General features: G+C 38.1%; 1 protein-coding gene. It reads left to right on the forward strand.

Annotated features, from left to right (window positions below):
* A partial coding sequence (locus H5202_RS23130) for a hypothetical protein (protein WP_220493992.1) occupies positions 1–343 on the forward strand: 343 nt, incomplete at its 5' end.
* Between the last annotated feature and the right edge of the window lie 736 nt (positions 344–1079).

Here is a 1079-nt window from a genome sequence, read left to right on the forward strand (position 1 = left end):
GTTGTCTGTCATAGATAACGACAAACTGATGGGAATAGCCTGCTCTAAACATACGCTATGGCGAAGTAAAATGTTAGCATCGGGACTTCCTTCTGTCCCAGACATTACTGAATGGAAAGAAAGGCATGAGATCAATACCAGACGCCAGGGTGAAGTAGTTAGTGTGACGGCCGACTATGCGATTATACGCTGCAAAAAGTCACATCTTGTATTCTACACTAACAAATCAATGCAAAAGAGACGGAAAGCATGGCCTTTGACTGTTGGTATTGATGTTACTTTTATTCCCAAACCTGCTCCAGTTCAAGGCAATCGTCCCAATGCGACTCAAGTAAAACAATAAATTCAATTAATTAGCATCAACAAGACTACTTGGATTAGCCTTGTTGAACTACGCTCTTTTAGTTAAGAAACACACTAAGGGATATGTCAGTAGAGTCAGAATATGTCTTAATTTGATAAAATTTTCTATATCCGACGCAATCCATCTATCTCTAAATGAGTAAGATCAATAACTCACTACTGTCCAAAAGTGAGTTTCATAAAGTTTACTCTGACCCCACTAATTCCAGCTAATATGACAAGCAAAATGCAAGACCTGACCCTGTGACCCTATGTGATAAACATCTAAACTCTTACCATTTCAATAAAAATGCTTACTACTTACTCTAAGCCAATGTTATGATGATAAAAACAAATGGAGATTGTTATATGTTAAGCCTGTTAAAAATAGTACTTTCAGCTGGATTAGGATTAGCGGGGTTAGGAGCTCTCACACTTTACGGAGTGATGGAAAGTTGGCTTAAATTAGATGTCTTTTCTAAAATGACATCTGAACAAACTTACAATGCATTTATTGCATGTCTTATTGCAATGTTTGGCTCACTACTAGTGTTAGTAATTGTTCACTTGCGGTCTTCCCCAAACCCTTCTGTTTCTGCCGTATCACATTCCTCTGGTCATGCGATCAATACTACCGGCAAAAATAGCAGCGTGAACATAAATAAATAATATGGCTCTTTCTAATTCAGCAACAGCTAGCAACAATGGTATTGCAGTCAATACTACTGGGGCTGCTA

It is taken from the genome of Shewanella sp. SG41-4 (assembly GCF_014164505.1).
Lineage (GTDB): Bacteria > Pseudomonadota > Gammaproteobacteria > Enterobacterales > Shewanellaceae > Shewanella.